20 protein-coding genes and 1 tRNA gene are annotated in these 21,455 nt (G+C 68.3%); 10 read left to right on the top strand and 11 right to left on the bottom strand.

The window, feature by feature from the left end:
• Positions 1-68 precede the first annotated feature (68 nt).
• Positions 69-1,460, bottom strand: coding sequence for a hypothetical protein (locus tag CHB64_RS05240; RefSeq protein ID WP_143265944.1), 1,392 nt, complete (start codon positions 1,458-1,460; stop codon positions 69-71).
• 254 nt (positions 1,461-1,714) lie between these two features.
• Between CHB64_RS05240 and CHB64_RS05235 the strand changes: the two genes are divergently transcribed.
• The gene (locus tag CHB64_RS05235; RefSeq protein ID WP_089411569.1) at positions 1,715-3,520 is read left to right on the top strand and encodes a response regulator; all 1,806 of its coding nucleotides are present in this window, start codon (positions 1,715-1,717) and stop codon (positions 3,518-3,520) included.
• Positions 3,521-3,659: 139 nt separating this feature from the next.
• Positions 3,660-4,610 (top strand): DnaJ C-terminal domain-containing protein, encoded by a 951-nt coding sequence (locus tag CHB64_RS05230; protein WP_089411568.1) that lies wholly within the window; start codon positions 3,660-3,662, stop codon positions 4,608-4,610.
• A 30-nt stretch (positions 4,611-4,640) separates the two neighbouring features.
• Here CHB64_RS05230 and CHB64_RS05225 read toward each other — a convergent pair whose 3' ends face one another.
• Positions 4,641-5,435 carry an SPOR domain-containing protein gene (locus CHB64_RS05225; protein ID WP_159462418.1) on the bottom strand — a complete coding sequence of 265 codons (795 nt, stop codon included), beginning with the start codon at positions 5,433-5,435 and terminating at the stop codon, positions 4,641-4,643.
• Between the two features lie 102 nt (positions 5,436-5,537).
• Between CHB64_RS05225 and panC the strand changes: the two genes are divergently transcribed.
• Positions 5,538-6,398 (top strand): pantoate--beta-alanine ligase, encoded by an 861-nt coding sequence (gene panC / locus CHB64_RS05220; RefSeq protein WP_089411566.1) that lies wholly within the window; start codon positions 5,538-5,540, stop codon positions 6,396-6,398.
• Here the strand turns inward: panC and CHB64_RS05215 are convergent.
• The 7 genes from CHB64_RS05215 to CHB64_RS05185 form a co-directional block, all read right to left on the bottom strand.
• A complete protein-coding gene (locus CHB64_RS05215) occupies positions 6,395-6,943 on the bottom strand; it encodes a hypothetical protein (RefSeq protein WP_089411565.1) in 549 nt (182 codons plus the stop codon). The genes panC and CHB64_RS05215 overlap by 4 nt on opposite strands.
• Positions 6,944-7,064: 121 nt before the next feature.
• Positions 7,065-8,039, bottom strand: a complete 975-nt coding sequence (glk, locus tag CHB64_RS05210; protein ID WP_089411564.1) for a glucokinase — start codon at positions 8,037-8,039, stop codon at positions 7,065-7,067.
• Positions 8,036-9,892 carry a phosphogluconate dehydratase gene (gene edd, locus CHB64_RS05205; RefSeq protein ID WP_089411563.1) on the bottom strand — a complete coding sequence of 619 codons (1,857 nt, stop codon included), beginning with the start codon at positions 9,890-9,892 and terminating at the stop codon, positions 8,036-8,038. Before edd ends, glk begins: the two co-directional genes overlap by 4 nt.
• Before the next feature lie 34 nt (positions 9,893-9,926).
• Positions 9,927-11,399, bottom strand: a complete 1,473-nt coding sequence (zwf, locus tag CHB64_RS05200; protein ID WP_089411562.1) for a glucose-6-phosphate dehydrogenase — start codon at positions 11,397-11,399, stop codon at positions 9,927-9,929.
• A 181-nt stretch (positions 11,400-11,580) separates the two neighbouring features.
• Positions 11,581-11,656 (bottom strand) — tRNA-Val (locus CHB64_RS05195).
• 123 nt (positions 11,657-11,779) lie between these two features.
• Positions 11,780-12,052, bottom strand: a complete 273-nt coding sequence (locus CHB64_RS05190; RefSeq protein WP_089411561.1) for an HU family DNA-binding protein — start codon at positions 12,050-12,052, stop codon at positions 11,780-11,782.
• Positions 12,053-12,201: 149 nt separating this feature from the next.
• Entirely contained in the window at positions 12,202-12,540 is a 339-nt protein-coding gene (locus CHB64_RS05185) for a chorismate mutase (RefSeq protein ID WP_089411994.1), read from the bottom strand.
• A gap of 302 nt (positions 12,541-12,842) precedes the next feature.
• On the opposite strand from CHB64_RS05185, the gene CHB64_RS05180 reads away from it, so the two are divergent.
• Complete coding sequence (locus CHB64_RS05180) at positions 12,843-13,034, top strand: hypothetical protein (protein ID WP_089411560.1); 192 nt, start codon at positions 12,843-12,845, stop codon at positions 13,032-13,034.
• Positions 13,035-13,116: 82 nt separating this feature from the next.
• On the opposite strand, the gene CHB64_RS05175 is transcribed toward CHB64_RS05180, so the two are convergent.
• Entirely contained in the window at positions 13,117-14,883 is a 1,767-nt protein-coding gene (locus tag CHB64_RS05175; protein WP_089411993.1) for a DUF885 domain-containing protein, read from the bottom strand.
• Between the two features lie 169 nt (positions 14,884-15,052).
• Between CHB64_RS05175 and CHB64_RS05170 the strand changes: the two genes are divergently transcribed.
• The 6 genes from CHB64_RS05170 (at position 15,053) to CHB64_RS05145 (ending at position 20,203) form a co-directional block, all read left to right on the top strand.
• Positions 15,053-15,376, top strand: coding sequence for an SLC13 family permease (locus CHB64_RS05170; protein WP_327078522.1), 324 nt, complete (start codon positions 15,053-15,055; stop codon positions 15,374-15,376).
• Between the two features lie 71 nt (positions 15,377-15,447).
• Positions 15,448-15,894 (top strand): YHS domain-containing (seleno)protein, encoded by a 447-nt coding sequence (locus tag CHB64_RS05165; protein WP_089411558.1) that lies wholly within the window; start codon positions 15,448-15,450, stop codon positions 15,892-15,894.
• A 46-nt stretch (positions 15,895-15,940) separates the two neighbouring features.
• Complete coding sequence (gene uvrB, locus CHB64_RS05160; RefSeq protein WP_200815235.1) at positions 15,941-18,340, top strand: excinuclease ABC subunit UvrB; 2,400 nt, start codon at positions 15,941-15,943, stop codon at positions 18,338-18,340.
• A 230-nt stretch (positions 18,341-18,570) separates the two neighbouring features.
• On the top strand, positions 18,571-19,221 hold the full coding sequence (locus CHB64_RS05155) for a hypothetical protein (protein WP_089411556.1): 651 nt from the start codon (positions 18,571-18,573) through the stop codon (positions 19,219-19,221).
• A 302-nt stretch (positions 19,222-19,523) separates the two neighbouring features.
• Positions 19,524-19,805 carry a type II toxin-antitoxin system RelE/ParE family toxin gene (locus tag CHB64_RS05150; RefSeq protein WP_200815234.1) on the top strand — a complete coding sequence of 94 codons (282 nt, stop codon included), beginning with the start codon at positions 19,524-19,526 and terminating at the stop codon, positions 19,803-19,805.
• Positions 19,802-20,203, top strand: a complete 402-nt coding sequence (locus tag CHB64_RS05145) for a helix-turn-helix domain-containing protein (protein WP_200815233.1) — start codon at positions 19,802-19,804, stop codon at positions 20,201-20,203. Before CHB64_RS05150 ends, CHB64_RS05145 begins: the two co-directional genes overlap by 4 nt.
• A gap of 763 nt (positions 20,204-20,966) precedes the next feature.
• Here CHB64_RS05145 and rpsI read toward each other — a convergent pair.
• Positions 20,967-21,452 (bottom strand): 30S ribosomal protein S9, encoded by a 486-nt coding sequence (gene rpsI / locus CHB64_RS05140; RefSeq protein WP_089411555.1) that lies wholly within the window; start codon positions 21,450-21,452, stop codon positions 20,967-20,969.
• Between the last annotated feature and the right edge of the window lie 3 nt (positions 21,453-21,455).

The raw sequence follows: 21,455 nt of genomic DNA, 5'->3' as shown, positions 1-21,455 counted from the left end.
CATGGCCGGATGGCCGGTCGGCCGCCCGCGACGGGCGCAGCCGGCTCCGCCGGCAGGATTTCAGCAAATCACGCCGACAGGGCCGCGGCGTGGGCACGCTCGCGCAGCACGCCGAGTTCGTCGCCCGGCAGCAGGGGCGCGGCGATGTCGACGGCCGTCTCCATATGCCGGCGCGCGGCGGCGCGATCCTCGCCTTCGGCGGCCCGGATCTCGACGACGAGGTCGCTCAGATAGCGGCGCGTTTCCGCGACGGCGTCCTCGACGACGCCCGCCGCTGCGGGCGCGCGATGGAGCCGCCTGGCCAGACCCGGCGCAGCCGCGAGAAACTGCGCCGCCTCCCGCGCGGCTGAGACCGCTTGGGCCGGCAACGGCCGCGCATAGTCCGGCCTGAGCGCCATCAACCGGCTCGCGCCGCCGGCGTGACGCACCGGCATCGCGCGCCGCAGGGCGGTGAGCGACTGCTCGGCGAAGCGCGCGAGCGCCTCGCCGGCGATGTCGCGGCAGGCTTCGACGCGGTTAAGCGTGACCATGTCCTCGCCCGCGCGCGCCTCGGCGGCGAGCCCCTCGGCGAAATCCGCGAAATGCCGGAGCCGCAGGCCGGCGTCGTCGGCGTCGAACGGCCCGTTCGCGTCACGTTCGAGCCCGCGCGCCGCGACTTCGAGATCGTCGAAAAGCGTCTCGATGACGACGCCCGCCTCGTCCGCGAAATCGCCGAGCGCCGGATCGCGCGCGCGCGCCAGATGGTAATAGACGGAAAGCGCGCGCCACGGCGTCTCCATCCGCGCCGTCAGCACAAGGAGCAGGTAGGGCGCGCTCCCCGCGTCGGCCGCGCGCGCCGCCGCATAGAGCCGGCGAACCTCGAAAACGTCCTCTTCCGTCAGCGCGGCGACCGGCTTGGGGAACGTCTCCTGCAGCGCCCGTATCGGTCCGGCGGCGGCGAGAATCCGCCCGAGCTCGGCGAAATCCTCGAACCGTCCGGCCCCGCCCAGCCGCGCGATCAGATCGGCGCGCAGTCCCGGCTCCTGCCCGGCCCGCGCCGCGAGCCGTCCGATGTTGCGCGCCGCCGCGTCGAACATCGCCGCTTCGAGCCCGTCCGTCGACCGCGCGCCTTCGACGTAAGCCTGGTCGAGGGCCGCCGCCGCCCGCGCCGTCTCGGCGCAGGCCGGGTCGCTCATGACGAGATCCCAGATCGGATTGATCGACTCCCGCGCGATCCGCGCCGGCCGCTTTCGGCCCGCGCGATGGCCGACGAAGAGATCCTCCGCCGGCGTGAAAAAGCGTCGCTTGGCCGTGGGGGGGCGCTTCGGAAACGCCGCTTCCTGCGCCTGCAGCCGCCGGCGCAAATCATCGAGCAGCGCGTCATGGGGCAGGCCGCGCCCGCCGCGCGCCCGGTCATGCTCGAGCGCGGCGAACAGGCGCGCCGCCGTCGCGTCGGGCAAGGCGCCGAGGAATTTCAGCAAACGGGCGCGCTTTTCGGGCGGGAGCTGCAATGGAACCGGCCGGGGCTTCAACAACTACGTCTTCCTTCACCAGACAGTGTAGGCGCGCCCGCCGGCGATGACCAGCGCCGCAAAGGGGGCGGCTCGGACGGATCGGGCCGGTCCGGATGCTCCGTTAACGCATTCTCCGGACGCGGCCGAATTAACGTCGTGTTCAGCCAATCCGGTTAAGGAAAGCTTCAGGGGGGAGGGAGAAGCCGACAACAATCCGCGGAATGACCACGCCTGACGCCATCGCGCTCGCCTATCGCGAAACGGGGGAAATCGCCGCCCGCGAGTACCCCTTGCGCATGGCCGTCAACGCCGGCGTCGCCACTCTGGTCGCCCTTTTCGGCTATCCGCTCTTCGCGATCGTCTGGTGGCTCGCCATCGGGACGGCGGCGGCGCTGCAGTTTCTGGCGTACCGGCGCTATTTCCGCGCCCCTCGCGCCAGCCTTTCGCGCCGGGCGACGCTCGGTTTTGCCGCCTTGAACGTTCTGAACTCCGCCATATTCCTCGCGCCGGCCTGGATTGTGGTGGAGCTCGACTCCGCCGCAGGCTATTTCGGCGCGGCCTGCCTGTTCGCCGGCGCGCTCATTCACGTCACCGTCCACAACGCCAACACGTTCCTGATCTTCGCCTCGACGGCCGGCCCGATCGTGATCGCCTTCATCGCCATGAGCGCGCTCCTCTCCTACCGGACCCACGACCTTCTGCCCCTGCTGACGGTCGGCGTCTTCATGTGGGCGCTCGTGGCGTCTTATCTCGGCCGACGCAAGAACATCAGCACGCTCAACGAAATGACGGCGGCCGCCCTGAAGGGGCGCGCGGCCGCGCAGCAGGCGAGCAAGGCGAAGTCCCAGTTCCTCGCCAAGATGAGCCACGAGTTCCGCACGCCCCTCAACGGCGTGCTCGGCATGGCGCAGGCCCTTCGCGACACCGAGCTGAACCCTGCCCAGCGCACCCAGGTGGAGACGATAATCCATTCCGGCGACTCGCTGCTGTCGCTGCTCAACGAAGTGCTGGACTACTCTCAGATCGAGTCGGGCGAGCTGATCCTGGAGCCGCGCGAAACCGACCTCGCCGCTCTCGTCCGCAACTCGGCCGCGCTGCATCGAGACGCCGCGGCGCGCAAGAACGTGACGCTGTCGCTCGACGTCGAGCAGCTCGAAGAGCCGCGTCTGTTGCTCGACGCGCCGCGACTCGTCCAGTGCCTAAACAATCTCATCTCGAACGCCGTGAAGTTCACCGACAGCGGCGCCGTGCTGATCAAGGCGGCCTCGCGCCGCTGCGAGGATCGCGCCGATACGGCCAAAGTCAGCCTCATGGTGAGCGACACCGGCGTCGGCATGAGCGATGAGGAGCGCGCGCGCGTGTTCGCCGCTTTCGAACAGGGCGACAACTCCATCACCCGCCGTCATGGGGGCGCAGGGCTGGGCCTGGCGGTGAGCCTCGGCATCGTGCGCGCGATGGACGGGACCCTCGCCGTCGATTCGAAGCCCGGCGCGGGAACCGCCTTCACCTTGCGCTTCGACGCGCCGATCTGCGCCGGCGCAGGCTCGCCCGCCGTCAGGCGCGCGCCGGCGGATTCTCCCGCGGCCGACGCCCCAGAAACGACGCGCGGCGAGGCGCCGCTTTCCGGCGCGCGCGTGCTGCTCGTCGAGGACAACATCGTCAACAGGCAGGTCGTCGGCGCCCTGCTCCGCCCCCTGAACGTCGACGTCACGGAAGCCGAAAACGGCGCGGAAGCGCTGCAGCGGCTGGCCGCCGAGCGATTCGACATCGTCCTCATGGATCTGCACATGCCGGTGATGGACGGCCTGACCGCGACCCGGGAGATCCGGCATTCCGGCGCGGCCTGGGCGTCGGTGCCGGTGATCGCCATCACCGCCGCCGCCTCCGAGGAGGATCGCCGCGCCTGCTTCGCCGCCGGGATCAACGACTTCCTGCCCAAGCCGGTCAAGGCGGATCTGCTCGCCAGTTCGATCGGCCGCTTCCTGCGCGCGGCGACGGGGCCGGAACGTCCCGCCTTCGCCGGATAACGCGACGGGATTAACCGGACCGACTTCATTTCCGGCGAAAATCGCTTATCTCATGAATGCGCGCCGTCCCTTCAGACGGCGCGCGGCCTATGACGGTCGTCTTTGGGTCCAAGCAGAACAGCGAAGGAACGCAAGAGCGGTGGCCAGAGACCCTTATACGGTGCTGGGCGTGTCGCGGTCGGCCAGCGACGCCGAGATCCGCGCGGCTTTCCGCAAGCTCGCCAAGCAGCATCATCCGGACCGCAATCCCGGCGACAAGAAGGCCGAAGAGCGGTTCAAGGAGATTTCCGCCGCCTTCGACATTCTCGGCGATCCCGAACGGCGCAAGCGTTACGACCAGGGCGAGATCGACGCCGAAGGCCGCGAGCGCGGCTTCCGCCAGTGGAGCCACGCCGGTCCCGGCGCGGAAGGATTCGGCGGTTTCCGCAGCGGTCCGGGCGGACCCGGGGCGGGCGCGTCCTTCGAGGATCTCGGCGACATCTTCGCCGATCTGTTCGGCGCCGGCCGGCGCGGCGGCTTCGCGAGCGGGAGCGGTTATTCCAGCGCCGGCTTCGGCCGCGGGCGCGACCTGCGCTACCGGCTCGAGGTCGATTTTCTCGACGCGGCCCGCGGCGCGAAGAAGCGCGTCACCATGCCGGACGGCAAGACCTTCGATCTGGCGATCCCCGCCGGCATCAACGACGGCCAGAGCCTGCGCCTGCGCGGCCAGGGCGAACGCGGCCCCAACGGCGCCCACGGCGACGTTTATGTGGAGATCAAGGTCAAGCCGCACCCGATCTTCGAGCGCAAGGAAGGCGACATCTACATGGAAGCCCCGATCACGCTGAAGGAGGCGGTGCTCGGCGGAAAAATCACCGTGCCGACGATCAGCGGCGACGTCTCGCTCGCCGTGCCCAAGGGGTCGAGCTCCGGCGCCGTGCTGCGACTGAAGGGCCGCGGGCTCATCAAGCCGGGCGGCGCGCGCGGCGATCAGTATGTGAAGCTGAAAATCGTGCTGCCCGAAGGCGGCGATCCCGAGCTTGAGGAGTTCGTGCGCCGCTGGAAAGGCGCCGAGCGCCAGAGCCCGCGCAAGCACTTCGCCAAGGCCTGAGAGGCGGCGGGCCGGGCGACGACGAGGCGCTCAGCCGGTTTCCGACAGCGACAGCCGTTCCCCGTCGAAGCCCGTCACCGCACAATACACGCCCCTGGCCTTAAGCCGCGCGCACAGGGCGGCCGCCTTTTCCGCGGATGAGAAGCCGCCGCCGATCAGCCGTAGAAACGTGCCCCGCGCATCAAGCGTGATCTCCGCCAGGCGCGGCTCGAGCAGGCCGAGCTCGTCGGGATTCTCCCGCTGCAGCCTGCGCCAGCCGGCCCGCGCCTCCTCGACGCCGCGATAGGAGGCGAGATGAACGCCGTAAAGGACGCTGGCGAGAGGAATGTCGCTGTCGTCAGCCTCGTTCTCGAACACCGCGTCTTCGGCCGAAGCGAACGACGGCTGAACGAGCCGCGGAGAAGGATCCACCGGCACCGGCGCGCCGGCCAGCGCCGTGCGGGCTTCCGGCGCGGCGATGACGTTTTTCGCCTGCGACTGCGGCCTCGCAGGCGGCGCAGCGGGGGGTTCTTTCTCGGACGCTTCGTCGGCGGCGGCCGAGGCGGCCTGCTCCGCCTCCCTGGCGGCCGCCTCCAGCGCAGCGAGTTTCCGGGACAGGCGCGCGTTCTCCTCGGTCAGGCGCGCCACCTCGGCCTCGAGTTCGGCCGTGCGCGCGAACGCCCAGTTTATTTCATCCACGGAATCGCCGGTCACGTCCGGGGCGTCGTCGCCCCTGAGGCTCGCGCAGGCCGACAGAACCAACGCCGCGCCGGCGATCGCGGCCCGCCCCAACAGACGCGAGGTCGAGCCGCCATCCATCTTGCGCCCTGCAGCGGAGTGTCGCATGAGCCTCTCCAGCGAGCCTCGCCCGCGCCGATCAAGCAATCTTATCCCAGAGTCCCTTGTCCCAGAGTTCCGCCGATGTCGCCAGTCAGCCATGATTCTCAAATGGGCGTCGTGCGCAACGTCCGCGCCCTGCGGACGAGGATCGCCGCCTGGCGGGCGAAGGGGCTCGCCGTCGGCTTCGTTCCGACCATGGGGGCGTTGCATGAAGGGCATATATCCCTCGTGAAGACCGCCTGCAATCTCGCCGACCGCGCGGTGGCGAGCATTTTCGTGAACCCCAGGCAATTCGCGGCCCATGAGGATCTGGCGACCTATCCGCGCAACGAAGCGGCCGATCTCGAGCGACTGCAGGCGGCCGGCTGCCATCTCGCCTATCTGCCTTCCCCCGAGGAGATGTATCCGCCCGGATTCGAGACCAGCGTGACGCCCGGGCCCCTCGGGCGCGCGCTCGAAGGGGAGGCCCGGCCGCATTTCTTCGGCGGCGTGGCCACCGTCGTATGCAAGCTGTTCAATCAGGTCAGACCCGATATCGCCGTTTTCGGCGAGAAGGACTACCAGCAGCTCCTGGTCGTACGCCAAATGGTCCGCGATCTCGACATGCCGGTCGAGATCGTCGGCGCGCCGATCGTGCGCGAGCCTGACGGACTCGCCATGTCGTCGCGCAACGCCTATCTGTCCGTAGACGAACGAAAGATCGCCGGCCGGCTGAACGGCGCGCTCAGGGCGGCGGCCGAGCGGCTGGCGCAGGGCGCGCCCGTCGCAGAGGCGATGGAAGAAGCGCGCGCCGCGCTGCGGGAAGCCGGATTCGACGGGATCGATTATGTCGAGACGCGCGCCGCTGCGGATCTTTCCCCGCTCGAACCCGGACCGCTCGCGCCCGGCGCGCGCGCGCGCGTGCTCGCCGCCGTCCGCATCGGCCGCACGCGCCTTATCGACAACTGGCCGGCGGAGCGGAAGAGCTAGACGTCCGAGCCCGCCACGCGCGCCGCGGCGGCCGCGAAGGCGGCAAGCTCGCCGCGAACGAGCGCGCCGTCGCCGTTGCGGTCAGCCGCGGAAAAGCGCGCCGCGCTCTCGCCGACGAACTCGTCGCGCGACAGGCGCATATCCTCGCCCGCCGCAGCATAGAACTCCGCCCGCGCCACGGCGTCGATGCGGATGCGCTCGGCCGTGGTAAGGCCGCCGCGTGCGGGCGCCGGCAGCGCGATCGTGTCGGCTTCGCCCGCGATCTCGAGGGCGAGAAAGCCGTTGAAGCGCGCAAGCTCGGCGACGACGACCGCGAGTGAGGCGTATTCGTCCGCATCGAGATCGCCGGACCGGTCGAGATCGGCGCGCTGGAAGACCTGCGCGGCGTGCGCGCGCGCCTCCGCCTCGCTGAGCCGTTCGAGCGTCCCGCCATAGGCGGGCCGTTCCTCAAAGCCCGACCCGGAGGCGAGGGCAGCCCCCACGCCGACGGCGAGAACGGCGACGGCGGGCGCGGCGAAAGCGGCGACGAGGTCACGGATCGGCATGGCGCAATCTCCTCGATTCCATTGAGGAGATGGTGGCCGCCTTTCGCGGCGCCATAAGGCTGGAATCAAGACCTTGTGAGGGCGATCGGGGCGGGATTCGGGCGCGGGCGCCCCAATGCCGTCATCGCAACGCCGGCGCGCCGGCCGCGGCCAGCACGTAACCAGCGCCGTAAAGCGCCGCCGCATCGTCGACGATGAGCCGGACCGGCACGTCCTCGACATATTCGCGCTGGCGCGCCTTGTCGAGAAAACACGCGACGAACCGCGTCCGCCTGAAGAAATCCCGGATCTTCGGCAGGATGCCGCCCCCCAGGATGACGCCGCCGCGCGCGCCGCAGCCGAGCACCGCGTCGCCGGCCGCGCGCCCCAGAAGCTCGCAGAAAAGCTCGACCGTTCTGACCGCGCGCGCGTCAGAGCCGGCAAGAGCGGCCTGCGTGACGTCGTCGGGCGAGTCGAACGCCGGCGCGTCGCCGGCGAGCGCCGACAGCGCGCGGTAAAGATTGACGATGCCGGGGCCCGACACCGCCCGCTCGACGAACACCCGCGGCGCGGCGCGCGCAAGCTCGGCGAACACCGCCAGTTCTTCCTCCGTACCCGGAGAGACGCCGACATGCCCCCCTTCGGTCGCCACCACCCGGTGCGCGCCGTCGACGGGCACGACTAGCGCCTGGCCGAAGCCCGTGCCGGGGCCGAGCACCACGCGCGGCGCGGACGGATCGCCCGCGCCTGCCCGGACGACCTCGAACCCTTTTTCCGGCAGATGCAGCGCGCCGGCGGCGAGCGCATAAAAATCGTTCACGACATGAAGCGTTTCGAGCGACAGAGCCGCCTTCGTTTCGCTCACCGGCAGCGTCCAGGGAGAATTGGTGAAATCGACGACGTCGTCGATCACCGGCCCCGCCACTGCGAAGCAGGCGCGCCGCGGCTTCGTTCCAACCGCATCGAGAAAAGCCTTCGCGGCGTCGATCAGCGTCGGGAACTCCGCCGCGCGATAGCCGCGCTTTTCGCGGATCGAAACCTTTCCGTCCGTATAGGATGCAAGGGCGAAGCGCGCATTGGTGCCGCCCATATCGGCGACCAGCATTTCTCCGTTCATGACGCGCCGCCCGCCTTCGCCCCGAGGCGCTCTTCAAGGCGGAAGGTCATCGCTCCCTCCTCGGCGCCGCCGACCAGCGCGCGCATGCCTGCGAACAGCTCGCGGCCCGCGCCCCAATGCTCGCCCGACAGATCCGCTTTCGCCGGCGCGCGCGCGGCGAGCTCTTCCTCGTCCAGCATCGCAGAGAGCTCGCCCGTTTCCGCATCGAGCCGGATGACGTCGCCGTCGCGGATCTTTGCGATCGCGCCGCCGTCGAGCGCTTCCGGCGTCAGGTGAATGGCCGCCGGCACCTTGCCGCTCGCCCCCGACATGCGCCCGTCGGTCACGAGGGCGACCCTGTAGCCCTTGTCCTGAAGCACGCCGAGCGGCGGGGTGAGCTTGTGCAGCTCCGGCATCCCGTTCGCCTTCGGGCCCTGAAAGGGGACGACCGCGACGAAATCGCGATTGAGCTCGCCGGCCTTGAACCGGTCCATCAGCTCCTTCTGGCTGCGAAAGACGATCGCCGGCGCCTCGATCGTGCGGCGGTTCTCTTTCACGGCGGAGACCTTGATGACGGCGCGGCCGAGATTGCCTTCGAGCAGGACGAGCCCGCCCGTCTTCGAGAACGGATCGACCGCCGGGCGCAAAATCTCTTCATCGGCCGAAGCGGCCGGCGGCGCGCGCCAGGCGAGCCGGCCGTCGTCGAGCCAGGCCTCTTCGGCGTAGCGGGAAAGCCCCTCGCCCATGGCGGTCTTCACGTCCTCATGCAGGAGGCCGGCGTCGATCAGCTCGCGGATCACGAAGGCGAGCCCGCCCGCCGCCTGGAACTGGTTCACGTCGGCGCGCCCGTTGGGATAGACGCGCGCGAGCAGGGGCGTGACCTTCGACAGGTCGCTGAAATCGGTCCAGTCGATCAGTACGCCGACCGCGCGCGCCATCGCGATGAGATGGATCGTGTGGTTGGTGGAGCCGCCGGTCGCGTGCAGGCCGATGACGGCGTTGACGATGGCGCGCTCGTCCACGATGTCGCAGAAGGGAATGTATTCGTCTGCGAGCGCGGTGATGGAGGCGACACGGCGCGCCGTCTCGGCCACGAAGGCCTCGCGTAGCGGCGTGCCCGGATTGACGAAGGCCGAGCCCGGCAGATGCAGGCCCATGATCTCCATCATCATCTGATTGGAGTTGGCGGTGCCGTAGAACGTGCAGGTGCCCGGCGAGTGATAGCTCGCGCTTTCGGCGGCCAGCAGTTCATCCCGGCCGATCTTGCCTTCGGCGTAGAGCTGGCGCACCCGCGCCTTTTCGTCATTGGTGATGCCTGACGGCATCGGTCCGGCCGGCAGGAACATCACCGGCATCCAGCCGAAACGCGCCGCGCCGATGAACAGTCCGGGCACGATCTTGTCGCAGACCCCGAGCATCAGCGCCCCGTCATACACGTCATGCGACAGCGAGACGGCCGTCGCCAGCGCGATCACGTCGCGCGAGAACAGCGACAGGTCCATGCCCGCCTGCCCCTGCGTGACGCCGTCGCACATGGCCGGCACGCCGCCGGCGACCTGCGCCGTCGCGCCGAGCTCGCGCAGCGCGGCCTTGATGCGATCCGGATAGTCCTTCAGCGGCTGATGCGCCGACAGCATGTCGTTATAGGCGGTGACGATCCCGATATTCGGCCCGTCGCCCCTGGCGAGCGCCTTCTTCTCCTCGGCGCCGCAGGCCGCGGCCGCATGGGCGAGATTGCCGCAGGAGACCGCGCGCCGGCGCGGCTCCCTGCCGGCGGCTTGGCGCATCTGCGCGAGATAGGCCGCCCGGGTTCGACGGCTGCGCTCGACGATGCGCGCCGTCACGGCTTCGACGGTCTTGTTCAGCTTCGGCATGGCGTTCCGTCCTTGGCGTGCGAAAAAGGGCGCCTCAGGTTTCGTCGAACCACTCCCGCCCGTCGCGGTCAAGCAGCATGGCCGACTGCGCCGGCCCGTCCGAGCCCGCCGTGTAGGGATAAAGCTTCACCGCCTCGTCCGACCATGCCTGCAATATGTCGTCGACCCAGGCCCACGCGGCCTCCACCTCGTCGCGCCGCATGAACAGCGCGAGATCGCCGCGCACCACCGCCATCAGCAGGCGCTCATAGGCGTCCGGATAGCGCCTGGTGAAAGTCTCGGCGTAGCTCAGATTGAGCGGCACGTATTTGAGACGCATGCCGCCGGGGCCCGGATCCTTCGTCATCAGCATCAGCTTGACGCCTTCGTCCGGCTGCAGACGGATGACAAGGCGAACGGGATGCAGCGCGCCCGCCTCCGGCCCGACGATCGAATGGGCGACATTCTTGAACTGGATGACGATGTCGGAGCGCCGGGCGCTCATGCGCTTGCCGGTGCGCAGATAGAACGGCACGCCCGCCCAGCGCCAGTTGTCGATATGCGCCTTGAGGGCGACGAAAGTCTCGGTGTCGCTCTTGCGGCCGAGCTCCTCCTCGTAGCCCGGCGCGGGCCGGCCGTCGATAACGCCCGCGCGGTATTGGCCGCGTACGGAGTTTTCTTTCACGGTCGCCGCCGTGAAGGGGCGCAGCGCGCGCAGCACCTTGATCTTCTCGTCGCGCACGACGTCCGCGGCGAGTTCGAGCGGCGGCTCCATTGCGACCAGGCAAAGAAGCTGCATCAGATGGTTCTGCACCATGTCGCGCAAGGCGCCGGACTTGTCGTAATAGCTCGCGCGCCCGCCCGCCCCGATCGACTCGTTCACCGAAATCTGCACGTGGTCGATGACGTTGGCGTTCCACAGCGGCTCGAAGATCGCGTTGGCGAAGCGCAGGATCAGCAGGTTCTGGACCGTCTCCTTGCCGAGGTAGTGGTCGATGCGGAAAACCTGCCGCTCCTCGAAGCTCCGGCCCACCGCGTCGTTGATCGCGCGCGCCGAGGCGAGATCGAAGCCGATCGGCTTTTCGAGCACGACGGCGGTCTGCGGCGTCTTCAGGCCCGCGCGCGCGATGTTCGCGGCGACGTCGCCGTAAATCGACGGCGGCAGCGCGAAATAGAACATCCGCTTCTTGCCCGACGCGGGATCGAGAAGCGCCGACAGGTCCGCCCAGTTCGAACCCGCATCGCCGGCGTCGAGCTCGCAATAGGCCAGGCGCTCGGCGAACCCTTTCCAGGTTTTTTCGTCAATGGGGTCGTCGGGAAAGAACGCCTGATATTTCTCGCGCGCCATAGCGCGGTATTCGTCGGCGGAAAGCGCCGCGCGGGCCGCGCCGACGATGCGCGAGCTCGCCGGGATCTGGCCGTCGCGCCAGCGGTGATACAGCGCCGGCATCAGCTTGCGCAGGGCGAGATCGCCGGTCGCGCCGAACACCACGCAGTCAAAAGGATCGACGGGTATGAGTTTCGCCATCGTTCGGGCCGTTCGTTTCACAGCTAGGGCGTTTCGCCGGCGCCCCGGCGAAACGACGCCCCGCTTCTATTTGCGTCGCGCCGGCTGATCCAGAGGAATATCGCCCGACGGCGAAATCAGGTGGAAGATTCTCTGCGTAAAAGATTCTGTCCTGAAAAATTTTGCGCGCGCAGGCGAGGCGTGGTGGGCGGTGACGGGTTCGAACCGCCGGCCTACTGGGTGTAAACCAGTCGCTCTTCCAGCTGAGCTAACCGCCCGTCGCGAAGCGCGCCGCTCTCCCTATCGCGCGCCTCAGGCGCCGACAAGGCCGGCGCCCGCGCAAAAGAAAGCCGCCTTCCCGCCCTGCCGGGCCGGAAGGCGGCCTGCCGCAAATCCGAAGATCAGTTGAGCGCGTCTTTCAGGCCTTTGCCCGCCGAAAATTTCGGCTGGATGCTCGCCGGAATCTGGATTGTCTCGCCGGTGCGCGGATTGCGCCCCTCGCGCGCGGCGCGCTTGGCCGCAGAGAACGTGCCGAAGCCGACGAGCCGGACGTCGTCTCCCCGACGCAGCGCCTCGGTGATCGCGTCGAACACCGCGTCAACCGCCCGCGTGGCCTCAGCCTTGCTCATCCCGGCCATGTCCGCCACGCGATCGATGAATTCGTTCTTGTTCATCAGTTCATCCTTTCTGCTGCAATGTCGGGGGATCTCGCTGAACGCTCGGCGGATTATCGCCCGCGCCGTCCGCCGCGCAAAGGGAATCCGGTCCTTTCGCCGGCGCGCGTCAGCGAGCCTTCCTTCAACCTATTGAAATCATTAGCAATTTATTTTTTGTTTTGATTTCGAAACAGTCGCCATTTTTCGTGCTCATGTTCGATGCAGCGGTCGATGAGCAGCCGCCAGACGGGCTCGGCGATTCGTTTCGAAAGGCCTTCGCGCTCGGCCGAAGCCAGAACTTTGGCCACCACGTCCTCGATCCGCCATTCGAGTCGGACTTCGTCCTGACGCTCCTTGATGCGCGCGGCCGCCTCGATATAGCGCTGCCGTTCCGCCACGAGGCGCACCAGCAGCCGGTCGATGCGGTCGATCTCATAGCGCACCTCCTCCATCGCCGCGCAGTCCTCGGGCGGCGTGCGAGGAACGTCGTCGCGGTTTTCGGCCATGGAAACGGCTCCCGGAAAGGCCGCCAGCAAGCGGCGCGGCGCGCGCCTTATGCAGTCTTCCCCGAAACGCCGGCAAGCCCGAGGCGGTCTATCGCCGCGGCCCTGCGGCCGACCGGGCCCGACCGCCGGGCTGGCTGGCGAGCCGCCGCCGCCAGTCTGCGCACTCTTTGCGCATATCCGCCATTGAAGTTGCGCAAATTGTGCGCTATATGAAAGTTCCGTGACACTTTGATAACGGATTTGCGACAGACTGCCGTCATCGAAGCGCCGGGCGAACGAAGTTTCGAGTAGAGGAGGCGTCTATGGCCGTCATTTCAGCGCCCCGCCATGCGGAAGCCAGGCCGCTGGCCGATTTCGCCGCGTTCAGCGCGGCCGCGCTCTATATCGGCATCGGCCTCGTCGCGATGGCGATCGCCCTGCCCGCCGCTTTCGCCACGGCTCAGGCCGTTCCGATGTTCGAAGAATGCTACGAGGCGAGCTGCGCGACGCCCTAGGCGGTCCCGCCGCCGCGACCGGAGCGTTCAAACGCGGCGCCGCAAGCGCCGCGTTTTTCGTCGGCGGCGCGGCCCGTCGGGGCTACCTCCCCTTCGTGCGCGCGATATAGGCGTCGACGCGCGCGGCGAGGAGATCGAGCGGCAGGCCGCCCTCGGTCAGCACCGCGTCGTGGAAAGCGCGGATGTCGAACCGGTCGCCGAGTTCGGCTTCCGCCTTGCGCCGGAGCTCCCAGATCGTCAGCTCGCCCATCTTGTAGGCGAGCGCCTGGCCCGGCCAAGCGATATAGCGGTCGACCTCGGTCTGCACGTTATGCAGCGACAGGGCGGTGTTGGCGGCGAGATAGTCGATCGCCTGCCGACGGCTCCAGCCCTTGGCGTGGACGCCCGTGTCGATGACCAGCCGGCAGGCCCGCCACATCTCGTAGGACAGCCGGCCGAAATGATCGTAAGGCGTCTGATAGATTCCCATCTCGACGCCCAGCTTCTCCGAATAGAGGCCCCAGCCCTCGCCGAAGGCGTGCGGATAGAACTGCTTGCGGAATTCGGGCGCGTTCTCGATCTCCAGCGCGAGCGCGTTCTGCAGGTGATGGCCGGGAACGGCCTCATGCAGCGTGAGCGCCGGCAGCTCGTAGAGCGGGCGCTTGTCGAGGGCGTAGGTGTTCACCCAGTAGGCCCCGCCGCGCGGCGCGTCCGCCGGCGCCGAGACATAGCGCCCCGTCGTGTAGTTGGGCGCGATCTCGGCCGGCACCGGCTCGACCGAATAGGGCTGGCGCGGCAGCTTGCCGAAAAAGCCGGGCAGCCGCCCGTCGATGGTCTTGGCGATCCACGCCGCCTCTTTCAGAAGCGCCTCGGGCGCGTCGGCGTAAAACTGTTCGTCCGTACGCAGAAACTCCTGAAACTCCTCGAACGAACCCTCGAATCCCGACTCGGCGATCGCCGCCTCCATCTCCTTGCGGATGCGCGCGACCTCCTTGAGGCCGATCTGGTGGATTTCCTCGGCCGTCGCGTCGTCGCGCGTCGTGTAATAGCGCACGAGCGCGGCGTAATAGGCTTCGCCGTCCGGCAGGTTGCGCGCGCCGATCTTCTCCGGCGCGTTCGGCAGATATTCCTCCTTCATGAAGGCGAGAACGCGGGCGTAGGCCGGGATCACATGGTTTTCGAGAACCGCCTTTCCTTCCCGCGCGAGCGCAGCGCGCTTGCGCCGGCCGATCGATTCGGGAATCGACGCGAAAGGCCTGTAGAGGGGATGATCCTCCGCCTGCGCCGTCGCCTGCGCTTCGAAGGACGGCAAGATGTAGGGCAGAATCTCCTTCGGCTGCGCGAAGCCTTCGGCGAGGCCGATACGCATGTTCTCGACATTCTGATCGAGATAGCCCGGCAGCGCCCTCAGCCGGGCGAGATAGTTCTCATAGTCCTTCTCGGTACGGAAAGGCGTCGCGCGAACCGCATAGCCGATGTCGGAGTGAAAGCCGGTGTCCGCGAGAAACGGGATGCGCCACATCCGGAACTTCGACAGCGCGATATCGTGCTTCAGAATGAAGCGCAGAATCTCCGCGCTCATCCGCTCGCTTTCCGACACGGCGGAAAGATCGATCGCCTCGAGCCGCGCCATGAAGGCCCGGGCCGCGTCCGCGCGCCGGGCGTGATCTTCCGGCGCGACGGCGGGAACCTTGTCGTCATAACCTTCGACGCCGGCCGCGGTCGCTGCGAACGGGTTCTCGGCCATCTCGTGCGCCCAGTAGTCGTCGAACAGCGCGGCGAGCGCGTCGGACGGCGCGGCGAAAGCCGGTTGCAGAACGACGAAAACCAACGCGAGCGCAAGGCTTGGAATGATGGACGCACGAACCATGTCCGCCTCGGATTGGATACGGAATACGAAAACGGCGCGCATCCTAATGCGCTTTCGGCGAAAGTGAAATCCGCCCCGGCGCGCAGGCGCTCCGCAGGCGCGGACGCGGGGCTCGCCTTTCCGGCCGAGACTCCCTTTACGATCGCCGGCGCGGCGGCGCCCGCCGTTTCTGCTGATCTTCGGGATCTTCGTCCTCGCCCCGGCCATGACCGAGACGGTGACCAACAACGCCGTGGCGGCGCTGCTGACGCCGCTCGTCATCTCGATCGCGGAAAGTCTCGGCATGGACCCGCGCCCGCTGATCGTCGCGGTGATGTTCGGCGCGAGCGCGAGCTTCGCCATGCCCATCGGCTATCAGACCAATACGCTGGTCTATGCGGCGGGCAATTACCGCTTTTCGGACTTCGTGAAGATCGGCCTGCCGATGAACGTCATCGCCGGTCTGGCCAGCAGCGCGGCCGTCTATTTCCTGGTCGGCGTCGCCGGATCGTGAACGGATGCGCGCTTGCGCGCCGCCGGTCGCGGCGTAGGTTCTCCCGCGCAACCAACCCCGAGAGCGAACCTATGCCGCTTCGTTTCATCGCCGCGCTATGCGCCGCCTTCTTCGCCGCCGGCGCGGCGCAGGCGGCCAAGCCCGAAGTCTACACCGGGCTGTTCTCCAATCTCGCGCTCGACGGCTATGACGCCGTGGCCTATTTCGTCCAGGGCGAGCCGGCGAAGGGCTCGGCCGCGTTCAGCCTCGAATACAAAGGCGCACGGTGGCGCTTCGCCTCGGCGGAGAACCTGGAAAGATTCCGCGCCGATCCGGAAGCCTATGCGCCCCGATATGGCGGCTACTGCGCCTGGGCCGTGGCGCAGGGCTATGTCGCGCGCGGAAACCCGAAATACTGGACCATCGTCGAGGGCGGGCTCTATCTCAACTACGACGCCGGCGTGCAGCGCAAATGGGAAGCCGACATCCCCGGCTTCATCGCCAGGGCCGACGCGAACTGGCCGAGCGTGCTTGAATAGGCGCTCTTTCTCTTCCCTTCCCCGCGCGGCGGCCTACATTGCGGCCATGCCCGCGCCCAGAAGCACGCCCCGCAGCCAGTCCCGCAAGCGTCCGACCGTCCAGCCCGCGACCCCTGCCGCCGAGATCAAGGCCGGCGGCTTCGCCGAGGCGCTGGCCCAGTATCACGCCCGCATCGTCGAGACCCGCGGGACATGGACGCCCCACCGGCCCGAACGGCCAGCCGCCAGCGGCAAGTCGCGGCCGCTGCGGGTCGTCTCGGCCTACGAGCCCGCCGGCGACCAGCCGCAGGCGATCGCCGAGCTGGTCGAGGGGATCCGGCGCGGCGAATGGGACCAGGTCCTGCTCGGCGCCACCGGCACCGGCAAGACCTTCACCATGGCCAAGGTCATCGAGGCGCTGCAGCGCCCGGCGCTCATCCTCGCGCACAACAAGACGCTCGCGGCGCAGCTCTACGGCGAGTTCAAGGCGTTCTTCCCCGACAACGCGGTGGAGTATTTCGTCTCCTATTACGACTACTACCAGCCTGAGGCGTATGTTCCGCGCACGGACACCTATATCGAGAAGGAGTCCTCCATCAACGAGCAGATCGACCGGATGCGCCACGCCGCCACCCGGGCGATCCTGGAGCGCGACGACGTCGTCATCGTCGCCTCGGTTTCGTGCATCTACGGCATCGGCTCGGTCGAGACCTACACCGCCATGACCTTCTCGCTGCGGCTCGGCGAGAGCGTGAGCCGCAAGCGGCTGCTCGCCGATCTCGTCGCGCTGCAATACCGGCGCGCGGACGCCGGCTTCGCCCGCGGCTCGTTCCGGGCGCGCGGCGACGTCATCGAGATCTTCCCCGCCCACTATGAGGACCGCGCCTGGCGCGTGTCGCTGTTCGGCGACGAGATCGAGTCGATCGTCGAGTTCGACCCGCTCACCGGTCAGAAGACGGACGATCTCGAGGAGATCACGGTCTACGCCAACTCGCACTATGTGACGCCCCGCCCGACCCTGCAGCAGGCGATCGAAAGCATCAAGCGCGAGCTGAACGAGGTGCTGCCCGTGATGCGCGCGGAGGGCCGCCTGCTCGAGGCCCAGCGGCTCGAACAGCGCGTGCGGTTCGATCTCGAAATGCTCGCCGCCACCGGCGCCTGCGCGGGTATCGAGAACTACTCGCGCTATCTGACGGGCCGCAAGCCGGGCGAGCCCCCGCCGACGCTGTTCGAATATCTGCCCGAAGACGCGCTTCTGTTCGTCGACGAAAGCCACGTCACGATCCCGCAGATCGGCGCCATGTTCCGCGGCGACTTCAACCGCAAGAAGACGCTCGCCGAATACGGCTTCCGCCTGCCCTCCTGCATGGACAACCGCCCGCTCAAATTCGAGGAATGGGAGAAGATGCGCCCGCAGACGGTCTGCGTGTCGGCCACGCCCGGCCCGTGGGAGCTCGCGCAGACCGGCGGGGTCTTCGTCGAGCAGGTGATCCGCCCCACTGGCCTCGTCGATCCGCCGGTCGAGGTGCGCCCCGTCACGGGCGGGAAGACCAATCAGGTCGACGACGTCATCGCCGAGTGCAAGGCGGTCGCGAAGAAGGGCGGGCGCGCGCTCGTCACGGTGCTGACGAAGCGCATGGCCGAGGACCTGACCGAATACATGCACGAGCAGGGCGTGCGGGTGCGCTACATGCACTCCGACATCGACACGATCGAGCGCATCGAGATCATCCGCGACCTCAGGCTCGGCGCGTTCGACGTTCTCGTCGGCATCAACCTGCTGCGCGAGGGGCTCGACATTCCCGAATGCCAGCTCGTGGCGATCCTCGACGCCGACAAGGAAGGCTTCCTGCGCTCGGAGACCTCGCTCATCCAGACCATCGGCCGGGCGGCGCGGAACGTCGACGGGCGGGTCATTCTCTATGCGGACAATGTGACCGGCTCCATGGAGCGGGCGATCGGCGAAACGGAGCGAAGGCGCGAGAAACAGATCGCCCATAACGAGGCCCACGGAATTACGCCCGCCACGGTGAAGGCGAAGATCGCCGACATCGCCCGCGAGCAGGACGAGGGCCGCAAGGCGGCGATGGGCGCCACCTTCGTCGGCCATCGCGGCCTGCCCGGCGCGCCGTCGCCGTCGGGCTTCGCCGAGGACGCCGCCGCCTTCGACGGCGCCGCGCCCGGCCACAATCTGCGCCGGCACATCGAGCATCTGGAAAAGCGGATGCGCGAGGCCGCCGCCAATCTGGAGTTCGAGGAGGCCGCGGCGCTGCGCGACGAGATCCGGCGCCTGGAGGCGGTCGAGCTCGCCGTCGCCGACGATCCCTTCGCCCGCCAGGCGGACATCGAGGCGCAAGCGGGCGGCGCGCCCGCCTCCCGCGTCAGGAAGTCGGAAGGGACGGTCTCCTCCCTGCTGTCGAAGCCGAAAGGCGCCGGCGGCAAGGGCAAGCGGCGGCGGCGGCCGTAGCGCGGCCGCGCCTTCACGGCTTCAGGAGCCGTTGCTCCGGAAAATTGCATCGGCGTTCATTACCAACCAAAGGCGCGAAAACCGTGAAAACCATTACGCAAATGTTTAGCGTCATTGTATAAATATTGATATGAAATTGACGTTTTGATAAGCGTCTCCTCTGGCGGCGAATCTCCCCGCGTCTCGTCCGGCCGGGATCTGGATCGCGCTCTTTATGCATGGAGACAGATATGCTTCGCTTTAAGAACGCCGCGCTTGCGGCGGCGTTGTCAGCCGCCCTCATGGGCGCCCCGGCGCAGGCGGCCACCTTCACTTTCGCCGGACTCGGCGGCGATCTCGGCGAGACGGCGGTCTTCACCGACGGCGCGCACTCGGTCACCGCAATCGCCATCAACACCGAACAGCCCCCGACCCCGAGCCTTCATCAGGGCCTTTTCGGGCTCGGCGTGAATCTCGGCCTTCTCGACAGCAACCAGATCGACAATGTCGGCGACGACGAAGCGATCGTCTTCGATTTCGGAGTGATTGTGAATTTCGAATCGATCACGCTGTCGCTGGCGTCGTTTTTCGACGATTACCGGATCTGGGGGACCAATGACGGATCGGTCGCCTCCTGCACGGCGGGCGGCCTGAGCTGTCTTACGTCGGTGAGTTCGTTGATCGCCTCCGGCGCGGGTTCCGGCCTGGAAGGACTCGTGACGGTCAATCTCATGGGGAACGCGTTCCGCTATCTGATCGCCACCGTGCCCGGCGGGTCCGGCGACGGATACAAGGTCAAGTCGCTCGCCGTCTCGGAAGTGCCGGTTCCCGGCGCGCTCGTCTTGTTGCTGACCGGCCTTGCAGGGCTCGGCTTCGCCGGGCGCCGGACGGCCCGCGCCTGACGCCCGCCCTTTCGCCGCGCCGCGGTCAGGCGGCGCGGCCCGTAATCGCTTTTGCGCCGGCGGCTGACACGTTTTGACGCCGCCGGCCGTAGCGCCAGCGCGGCCACCTCGGCCTCTGGCGCCGCGGCCCCTCTCCCCGCCCGCGCCGACTCGCCGCAGGTTTCGGCCGGTCCGGCGATCCGCTTTCATATGACCTTGACGCCATATGGATAGAAAGCCATATTGACCATGCCGTGGACGGTCCGTCTGCATGACGCCTTCGAAGAGGAGTTTTTCTGCTGCCGGACGCCGTTCAGGACGAATTGCTGGCGCGCGCCGAGCTGCCCGAGCGATTCGGCCCTGAGACGGGCCGGCCTTGGGTCGACGCCTTGAAAGGATCGAAGCACGCCAACATGAAGGAGCTGCGCTTCGATGCGGACGGCGGCGTCTGGCGGGTCGCTTTGGCGTTCGACCCGTATCGACAGGCGGTGCTGCTCGTCGCCGGCGACAAGGCCGGCGGAAGCGAAAGGAAGTTCTACAGGCGTTTGATCAGGATCGCAGATGAACGCTTTGACGCGCATGTCGCGCAACTGAAGAGAGGATGACCGTGGGTCGAACGGTTGATGAAATCATGAAATCGCTGCCGGCGGCGCGCCGCCGGAAGATCGAGGCGCGCGCCGCCGCGCTCGTCGCCGAGGAGGCGTCCCTGCAGGATCTGCGCAAGGCCATGGGGCTCACGCAGACACGCATGGCGCAGCGCCTCGGCGTCGGCCAGGACACGGTTTCGCGCATCGAGCGGCGCGCGGACATGCTGCTCTCCACCCTCGGCGAATATGTGAAGGGCATGGGCGGCGAGCTCAGCCTGATCGCGGAGTTTCCGGGCCGCCCGCCGGTGCGCCTCGCCATGCTGGAGCCGCTGTCGCGCGCGCCGGCGCGCCGCGCGAAAAAGCCGGCGCGGAGCCGCCTCCCCGCCCCGGCCCGCAAACGGCGCAAGCCCGCATGAGCCCGCGGAATTTCCGCCTCGCTGCGACGCCTTAACGGCGGGCGCCGGTTCGCGCTACGGCCGGCGAATTCCTGTCCAAGGATCTTAGCGCGGGCTGAGGCCGAAGGCCGATGGACGCCTTTTCGAATGCGCGGCGCGCTCCGCATCGGCGGGCGGCGCCTCAGCTCCAGCCGGCCTGCTCTTGCTGCTCCCTGCTCCCTGCCGCCTGCTGCCTGCCCCATTCCCGAATTCTTCCGCCTTTGCGTGGAATTCCCCCCTCGGAAAAACAAGGACTTAACCGAAAAACGGGGAAAGTTATCCCCGCCTGTCGGCCCGGCTCCATACTGGGCGCATGAGAACGCCCGCGCCTTTCCCTTCCCGCCCAGCCGCGCCCGCCCGCCGGGCCGCGCCGGCGCGGCGCGCCGCCCGGGCCCCGGGGGCGATTCCGTGCGAAACGCCGCGAGGCGAATCGTTCGAAACCGGGCCGGCGCCCGCGCGGGCGCTGAACGAGCGCGAACGCCGGCCCGTTCGTTTCGCACGAAACGCAAGCGCCCGTTCGGCCGGGGGGACGGCGGGCGGGACGAGAGCGATCCCGGGCCTGCGCGGCGGCGCTGCGCGCTGCGGCGCGCCCGGCATGACGGGGAGCGTATGGGGAGCGATCCCGGATCGGCGGCGCAGCATTTCATGCTGCGCAGCGTCCGGGATGACGGGAACTCGGCCGAGAGCGACGCCGGGTCTGGGCAGCGGCGCTGCGCGCCGCGCAGCGCCCGGGAAGACGGCCGCCCTAGCGCTTGGAGAACTGGAACGAGCGGCGGGCTTTCTTGCGGCCGTATTTCTTGCGCTCGACGACGCGGCTGTCGCGGGTGAGGAAGCCGCCCTTCTTCAGCGTCGGGCGCAGCTCGGGCTCGTAGAAGGTGAGCGCGCGGGCGATGCCGTGGCGCACCGCGCCGGCCTGGCCCGACGGGCCGGAGCCCGACACCGTGCACACCACGTCGTACTGGTCGGCGCGCTCGACGGCGACGAGCGGCTGCTTGATGATCATCTGCAGCACCGCGCGGCCGAAATATTCCGTGTGGTCCTTGTCGTTGACCGTGATGCGCCCGGCGCCCGGCTTGATCCACACGCGCGCGACGGCGGTCTTGCGCTTGCCGGTGGCGTAGGCGCGGCCCTGGGCGTCGATCTTCGGCTCGGGCAGGGCGTCTTCGGCCGGGGCGACGAGGCCGGCCTCGGCGGCGGCGTCTTTCAGGTTTTCAAGGGTGGTCGTGCTCATGGC

Origin of the sequence: Amphiplicatus metriothermophilus, from assembly GCF_900199215.1 — a bacterium.
Taxonomy (GTDB): Bacteria; Pseudomonadota; Alphaproteobacteria; order Caulobacterales; family Parvularculaceae; genus Amphiplicatus; species Amphiplicatus metriothermophilus.
Note: the sequence above shows the minus strand (reverse complement) of the source record. Positions and strands in the feature narration are given on the sequence as shown.